General features: G+C 46.7%; 6 protein-coding genes. All 6 read left to right on the forward strand.

What is annotated here, in order from left to right:
- Window positions 1-27 precede the first annotated feature (27 nt).
- The 6 genes from M4I42_RS15930 to M4I42_RS15955 are packed head-to-tail and all read left to right on the forward strand — an operon-like array spanning window position 28 to window position 7,240.
- Window positions 28-1,242 carry a hypothetical protein gene (locus M4I42_RS15930; RefSeq protein ID WP_268853045.1) on the forward strand — a complete coding sequence of 405 codons (1,215 nt, stop codon included), beginning with the start codon at window positions 28-30 and terminating at the stop codon, window positions 1,240-1,242.
- Window positions 1,243-1,260: 18 nt separating this feature from the next.
- Window positions 1,261-2,022 carry a PRC-barrel domain-containing protein gene (locus M4I42_RS15935; RefSeq protein ID WP_268853046.1) on the forward strand — a complete coding sequence of 254 codons (762 nt, stop codon included), beginning with the start codon at window positions 1,261-1,263 and terminating at the stop codon, window positions 2,020-2,022.
- Between the two features lie 17 nt (window positions 2,023-2,039).
- Window positions 2,040-3,296 carry a VanW family protein gene (locus M4I42_RS15940; RefSeq protein ID WP_268853047.1) on the forward strand — a complete coding sequence of 419 codons (1,257 nt, stop codon included), beginning with the start codon at window positions 2,040-2,042 and terminating at the stop codon, window positions 3,294-3,296.
- An 8-nt stretch (window positions 3,297-3,304) separates the two neighbouring features.
- Window positions 3,305-4,972 carry a GspE/PulE family protein gene (locus M4I42_RS15945; RefSeq protein ID WP_268853048.1) on the forward strand — a complete coding sequence of 556 codons (1,668 nt, stop codon included), beginning with the start codon at window positions 3,305-3,307 and terminating at the stop codon, window positions 4,970-4,972.
- A gap of 11 nt (window positions 4,973-4,983) precedes the next feature.
- Window positions 4,984-6,027: a type IV pilus twitching motility protein PilT gene (locus M4I42_RS15950; RefSeq protein WP_268853049.1), complete on the forward strand. Its 1,044-nt coding sequence runs from the start codon at window positions 4,984-4,986 to the stop codon at window positions 6,025-6,027.
- A 1-nt stretch (window position 6,028) separates the two neighbouring features.
- The gene (locus tag M4I42_RS15955) at window positions 6,029-7,240 is read left to right on the forward strand and encodes a type II secretion system F family protein (protein ID WP_268853050.1); all 1,212 of its coding nucleotides are present in this window, start codon (window positions 6,029-6,031) and stop codon (window positions 7,238-7,240) included.
- Window positions 7,241-7,256 lie beyond the last annotated feature (16 nt).

A 7,256-nucleotide genomic window follows, 5' to 3' on the forward strand; every position in this document is an offset into this window, starting at 1 on the left:
ATATGTGTTTGGAAACGGGGTGAAACATTGAAACCGGTTTTATTTATATTGCTTGCGTTTGTCGTCGCTGTTCCGCTTCTGTTTATGTTGCCGCTTGGTTTAAGCCGGCGCGGCAAAATAGCAGCACTTCTTGTCTCGTTGTTGTTGTCGCTCCTTGCGGTTACGGCATCTGCGGTGTTCCCGCTTTGGCAATTAAGCTTGCTATTACTGCTCATGGCGCTTGCGATTACGTACGTATTAGACCGGCGGTTTGGCCATGTATTATATGCAGCTGTGGAAGAAGAGGATGATGTATTTGCAGTCGAAGAAGCAATGGCTATAGAGGCAGTAGAACCAAAACAAAAATCCGCACGTGCGCTTCCCCTTCTTCCGGATGAACAAGTAAATAAACCGCAACCTATCGCAGCCGAGCTAGCACCATTCGAACAATTGGATAAAGCGGAAGATAGTGCAGAAGTGGAGGAATGGCTAGCAGAAGAGATCCTTGATGAAAAAACTTCTGCGCCTTCGATAATAGACGAGAAAGCCGAAATGATTGCATGGACAGAAGAAGACTATTTACCGCCGCTTTCATTAGAAGAGTACGAAGCGCTGACAGAACCGGCTTTAGCCGACGAAGAAGAGAGCGACGATACGTTTGCGTGGCTAGAAGAAAGCGAACGTCTTGATGACCTTCTAGAAGAAGAACTCGAGCGAACAGCGGACAATTCGATCAAGGAAACGGTTCTTCCACTAGAACTGGACAACTTTTTGGGAGAAGAATTTGAGCGAACAGCGGATAATTCGCTGGAAGAAACGAGTCTTCCATTGGAAATGGAAGACCTTTTGGCAGAAGAGGTGGAACTTCAAGAACCGAAACTTGATGCTCTTTTGGAAGAAGCAATGCTTCCTTCCGAACCGTGGGGTGAATCGCTTGAAGCGGACGAACCGATCGAACAGTCACCTGTTTCTCCAAGTAGCTCGCCGATGCCGAACGAATTAATGCAGACGATTATTGATGAGCTTCGCTTTATTCGCGAATCGGTTAGCAAAAACGAATACGAACAGCGCCTGCTTCAATGCATGCAGCCTTCGCTATCTGACCACGACTATTATGTATTTGCAAAGATGTTGATTGAACACTATCTTTTCGAAAAAGAATATGATAAGCTTTCCTCGTGGCTTACTCATTTACGGGAGAGATTTTCCCGCTATCCAGCGTTATTAGAAGAAATTCAATTTCTTTCTCATATCGAAAAATAATGGACAGGTGTGGTGGAGATGAAACGTAGTGCACAAATTATCGGGCTTCCAATCATCAGTATTTCCGATGGGGTTCAAATCGGAACAGTCAAAACGTTAGTCATCAATCCAGAAAAAGGATCCGTTGACTTTTTAACGATTGAACAAGAGGACGTTCAATTTAGCTTAAAAGCGATTCCGTTTAAAAAAGTCGTCGGTATTGGTGAATTTGCGGTAACAGTAGATGACCATAACGCCGTCATTGATTTAGCAGAAATTCCGATTGCCAACCAGCTTGTAAATAAACAAATTCGCATTAAAAATACGAAAGCAATGACACGGAAAGGACAGCTACTTGGCGAAGTCACGGAATTTTTCGTCGACGAAGAAACAGGCGAAATTATCGGCGTCGAGCTTGCCACTTCCGACCGCCAAGCAGCACTCCCTGCGGAATTTGTGCTCACTTACGGAAAAGATATTTTAATTGTGAATGAGAGCGCAGCTTCTGCCCTTGTCGAGGAAACGGAGCTGCTTGCAAAAGGGGATTCATTGGAGGAAGTGCTAGCAACGACCGAAAAAACAACAGAAATACCGAACATAAAAGAAAAAGATGCGCTTCAAGCGCTACGGGAAAAGCAAATTGAAATTTTGCGAGGAAGACGTGTGATGAAAGATATTGTTGACGCAAACGGAAACGTCCTTATTACAGCTGGGACAGTATTAACGGTCGATGATATTGTTAAAGCACAAGAAGCAGGACCTAGTGTGATTATTGATGTATCGATGAACGTCGATGCATAAAAAGGAGGCTTTTCGTTGTGCGGCCAGTCGCGGCAGCAAAACTATTTTTTATCATTGTTCTTTGCACCATCTATTTTATTAGCATTTCGCAAATCGGTCCTACTGTTTATGAATCAGTGGTTGCCAACGATACTGATTTTGCTGCCGGAACGATCATCGGTTCGGTTTCGGTTGCTTCGTTCTCGAAAGAAGAAGCGGTGCAAAAACTACAAGCGAAAGTGAACGAATGGAAAACGTCCGCCCAACTAACGCTTACTTATCAAGAAAAAACAGTAGCAATCCCGACGAGATTGTTTACATTTCGTGTGGAACAGAGTGTACAGCAAGCTGTGAATGGTCGCCCGTCGCAGCTTGTTGTGCAATTAGACAAAGAAGCCGTTTCCGCCCTTGCTGAACAGCTTGTTGCACCAGCGCTTGCTTCGTCGCTTCAGCTTGATAAGTTAGTGAATGACATCACCGCAAGCGCCGCGCTATTGCAGCGAAATCGCGAACCGTTCGACCTTGCACGCTATATCGGGGAACAAGCAACGGAAAAAACAGCGGTAAGTGTAGGGAGCATCACGAATTTAGGAGAACAGAAAGCAGAAGTTATTGCATGGGTAGAAAATCATCCGTCCATTGAAATCAAAGGGAAAACGGTCTTTTCGCTTGCTTCGCATGTGAAAGGGATGTCATCGTTAGCGATGAGTACTATCGCGTCCATGGTGTATCAAGCGGTATTGCCGACGAATTTTATTGTCGTCGAACGTCATACGAGCCGCAGCTTGCCAGACGGGATTCCGCTTGGCTATGAAGCAAAAGTCGATGGGAAAACAAGCGATTTGCGTGTATATAACCCGAACACGACAGCGTATACGCTACAGTTCCAAACGGTTGGAAATGGGGTTCGGGTGGCGCTATACGGGTTGCCGTTTGCGTATCAATACGTCATCAAAACGGGAGAAATAGAATACTTTCCACCGAAAACGGTTGTGCAATACACCCCAACGTTGAAGCCAGGGGAACGGTACGTGAAAGAATCAGGACGTCAAGGAATGCTTGTAAAAGTGAAAAAAGAAACATATGGCGCCAACAAGCAGTTTATGGATGCGCAAATTGTGTCCGAAGATTTTTACCCGCCAGTGCATGCGACAGAAGTGCGCGGGTTAGAACTTGGTACGACTCCAACAAATGACACAGAAACTCCTTCATCTAGTGAAACGCAAAACAACGAACAGACGAAAACACCAACACAAGAAGAACAGCCAAACGAAAGCGACCAGTACGAAAAGTAGGGATGACGATGACGAAACGACAAGAACGGAAACGGTTGGGGGATTTACTCGTAGAAGCAGGACTAATCACGGAGGCGCAACTGCAAGAAGCGCTCCAGCAAAAAGCGCCTGGGCAAAAGCTTGGCGATGCGTTATTGCAGCGTGGATACATTACCGAACAACAGTTAATTGAAGTGTTGGAATTTCAGCTTGGCATTCCACACGTCAGCTTATACCGTTATCCGATTGATCCGAAATTGACGAATTTAATTCCAAAAGAATTTGCCAAACGGAATATGGTCATGCCCCTTAAAGCAGAAGGGGACCGTCTACTTGTGGCGATGGCGGATCCGATGGATTTTTTCGTCATTGACGATTTGCGGCTTTCGACAGGCTTTCATATTGAAACAGCGATCGCCTCGAAAGACGATATTTTACGGGCAATCAATAAATATTACGACATCGATGAGTCGATGGAAGATTTTTTGCGGATGGCGCCAACGCAAGAAACGGTTGAAGAGGAGCGAATAACAGAAGAAGACTCGCCGATTGTCCGGCTCGTCAACCAAATATTGCAGCTGGCAGTGGAGCAGCGAGCGAGCGACATTCATATCGACCCGCAAGAAACGAAAGTATTAATTCGCTATCGGGTCGATGGGGTGCTACGAACGGACCGAGCGCTACCGAAACATATGCAAAGCGTGCTAACCGCTAGAATTAAAATTTTAGCAAATATGGATATAACCGAGCATCGCGTTCCGCAAGACGGACGGATTAAAATGAATATAGACTTCCATCCCGTCGATTTGCGCGTATCGACGTTGCCGACGGTGTATGGGGAAAAAATTGTCATGCGCGTCCTCGATTTAGGGGCAGCGCTTAACGACATTCAAAAGCTTGGGTTTAATAAACTGAATTTGCAGCGGTTTATTGAGTTAATCGAGCGACCGACCGGAATCGTGCTCATTACTGGACCGACTGGGTCAGGAAAATCGTCCACGCTCTATGCTGCGCTGAATCGGCTAAATAGTGAAGAGGTCAATATTATTACGATTGAAGACCCGGTTGAATACCAATTGGAAGGCATTAACCAAATTCAAGTCAATCCAAACGTTGGCTTGACGTTTGCGCAAGGGTTGCGCTCGATTTTACGCCAAGACCCGAACATTATTATGGTCGGGGAAATTCGCGACCGCGAAACGGCGGAAGTGGCGATTCGCGCATCGTTAACGGGGCATTTAGTGCTTAGTACGCTGCATACGAACGACGCGCTCAGCACGGTAACGCGCTTAATTGACATGGGAATTGAACCGTTTTTAGTGGCGACATCGCTCGCTGGCGTCGTTTCCCAACGGCTTGTGCGCCGCATTTGCCGTGATTGCCAGTATGAACAAGAACCGACAAAGCGGGAAATCGAAATTTTCGCGCGGCGCGGCATAAAAATTGAAAAAGTTATTCGTGGTCGCGGGTGTCCGACGTGCAACATGACTGGCTATAAAGGGCGGATTGCCCTTCATGAACTGCTTGTCATGACCGATGAGATGCGCCGCGTCATTTTAAACAATGAACCGTTTTCGAAACTGCGCGAGCTGGCGATTAAAAACAAAATGATTTTTTTAATCGATGATGGCTTACTAAAAGTGAAGCAAGGATTAACGACACTAGAAGAAGTATTGAAAGTGGCGATTTTAAGCTAAAGGTGAGGGCGATGAAACAAAAACTGGATCATCTTTTACGAGCAGCTTTCGAATTAAAAGCATCCGATGTACATTTGACAGTTGGCATTCCACCGATTATGCGCATTAATGGGGAGTTGAAACGGTACGGGCAAGAGGCGCTGCGACCGGAAGATACAGAAGAGATGGCAAAAGCAATCGTTTCTCCATCGTTATGGGCGCGATTCGAAGAACAAGGGGAAATTGACTTTTCGTATAGTATCCTTGGCGTTTCCCGTTTTCGCGTCAACGTATTTAAACAGCGTTCTTGCGTTGCGTTAGCGATTCGCGTCATCCCGACTAAAATCCCGACAATTGACGAACTAAGGCTTCCAGAAGTGTTAAAGCAAATCGCCACAAAGCCACAAGGGCTTGTGCTCGTCACTGGACCGACAGGGAGCGGGAAATCGACCACGTTGGCAGCAATGATCGATTATGTGAATAAAACGATGAAAAAGCATATTATTACGCTCGAAGACCCGATTGAATATTTGCATAAGCACGGCGGCTGCATTATCGACCAGCGCGAAGTCGGGTTTGACACGAATAACTTTGCCAACGGCTTGCGTGCTGCCCTACGGCAAGACCCGGATGTGATCTTAGTCGGCGAGATGCGCGATTTAGAAACGATTCATACCGCGATTACCGCTGCAGAAACAGGGCATCTCGTGTTAGGAACGCTTCATACGTCGAGTGCTCCAGCAACGATTGACCGTATCATTGACGTCTTTCCGCCAGCACAGCAAGCGCAAATCCGCATTCAGCTCGCTTCGGTTCTTGTCGCTATTATTTCGCAGCGCCTTTTTCCGAACGTGCAAAAAACGGGGCGCGTCGCAGCGACAGAAATTTTAGTCAATAACGCTGCCGTCGCTAATTTAATTCGCAACGAAAAAGTGCATCAAATTGTCAACGTCATGCAGACGAGCCGCGCTTTAGGCATGCATACGCTCGCCGCGAACATAAAAGAGCTAGTGCAAGCAGGGCTCATTGCAAAAGACATCGCTGAACCTTATCTTATCGAGGAGCGTGGCGAATAACATGCCGCAATTTAAATACGAAGGCAGAAACATGAAAGGTCAGCGGCAAACGGGAACGATCACAAGCGCGTCCAAGCGGGAAGCAATCATCAAACTGCGGCAAAAAGGAATTAAAGTCGTCGATGTGCAAGAAGTGCCGCAAACGTTACTAACGAAAGAAATTACGTTTGGCAACGCTGTGAAACTGCAAGATTTCGTCATTTACTTGCGCCAGTTTTCGACGCTATTAAAAGCAGGCGTGTCGGTCGTCGATTCGACACGCATTTTAGCGAGCCAAACCGACAGCAAAGCGCTGCAAAAGGCGCTAGTAGATGTAGAAGAAGAATTGCGCGCCGGAAATCCGCTGTCAAGCGCAGCCGCAAAACATCCGCGCATTTTTCCGCCGATGTTTGTCAATATGATGAAGGCGGGGGAAGCGGGGGGAAACATGGATGAAACGCTTGAGCGGCTCGCCGAACATTTTGAAAAAATTCATCGCACCCGGCAAAAAATTGTCTCTGCGCTCGCGTATCCGATTGCCGTCGGCATAATCGCGATTGCGGTCGTCATCTTTTTATTAGTGAAAGTCGTTCCAACGTTTGTCGCGATGTTTGCTGATTTTCACGCGGAACTACCAGCAATCACAAAATTTGTGCTAGCGGCGAGTAAATGGATGCAAATGTACTGGTGGGTCGTTATCCTCGCACTTGTTGGCATCTATGCATTTTTTGCGATGTTGCGAAAACAAAAACAAACGAAATATTACCTCGATTATGCGCTATTGCGCTTGCCGATTTTCGGAAAACTAATGCAAAAAGCAGCGCTTGCGCGGATGACGCGGACGTTAAGCTCCCTTTTTTCCAGCTCGGTGCCGATTTTGCAGGCGCTTTCGATTGTAGAGGCGGTCATTGAAAACGAAGTGATTGCGAGCGTCATGAAACAAGCGCGCGATGCACTTGAACGAGGGCAGTCATTGACGGAGCCGATGAAAAAACATTGGGTGTTTCCGCCGCTAGTGACACAAATGATTGCGATTGGCGAACAGACAGGCTCGCTTGATGCGATGTTGGCGAAAGTCGCTGACTTTTACGAAGCGGAAGTCGAAGCAGGCACCGACCGGCTCAAATCGCTGATCGAGCCGCTCATGATCGTTCTTTTGTCCGGCATCGTCGGTACGATCGTCACGTCGATTATCGTTCCAATGTACGATATTTTTAACCATATCCAGCAATAGCTGTTTTCAAAAAATG

It is taken from the genome of Anoxybacillus sp. J5B_2022 (assembly GCF_026847645.1).
Classification (GTDB): Bacteria; Bacillota; Bacilli; order Bacillales; family Anoxybacillaceae; genus Anoxybacteroides.

Coding starts and splice junctions, on each gene's coding strand:
- M4I42_RS15935 (WP_268853046.1), top strand. CDS start 1,261: ATGAAACGTAGTGCACAAATTATCGGGCTTCCAATCATCAGTATTTCC.
- M4I42_RS15945 (WP_268853048.1), top strand. CDS start 3,305: ATGACGAAACGACAAGAACGGAAACGGTTGGGGGATTTACTCGTAGAA.
- M4I42_RS15950 (WP_268853049.1), top strand. CDS start 4,984: ATGAAACAAAAACTGGATCATCTTTTACGAGCAGCTTTCGAATTAAAA.
- M4I42_RS15955 (WP_268853050.1), top strand. CDS start 6,029: ATGCCGCAATTTAAATACGAAGGCAGAAACATGAAAGGTCAGCGGCAA.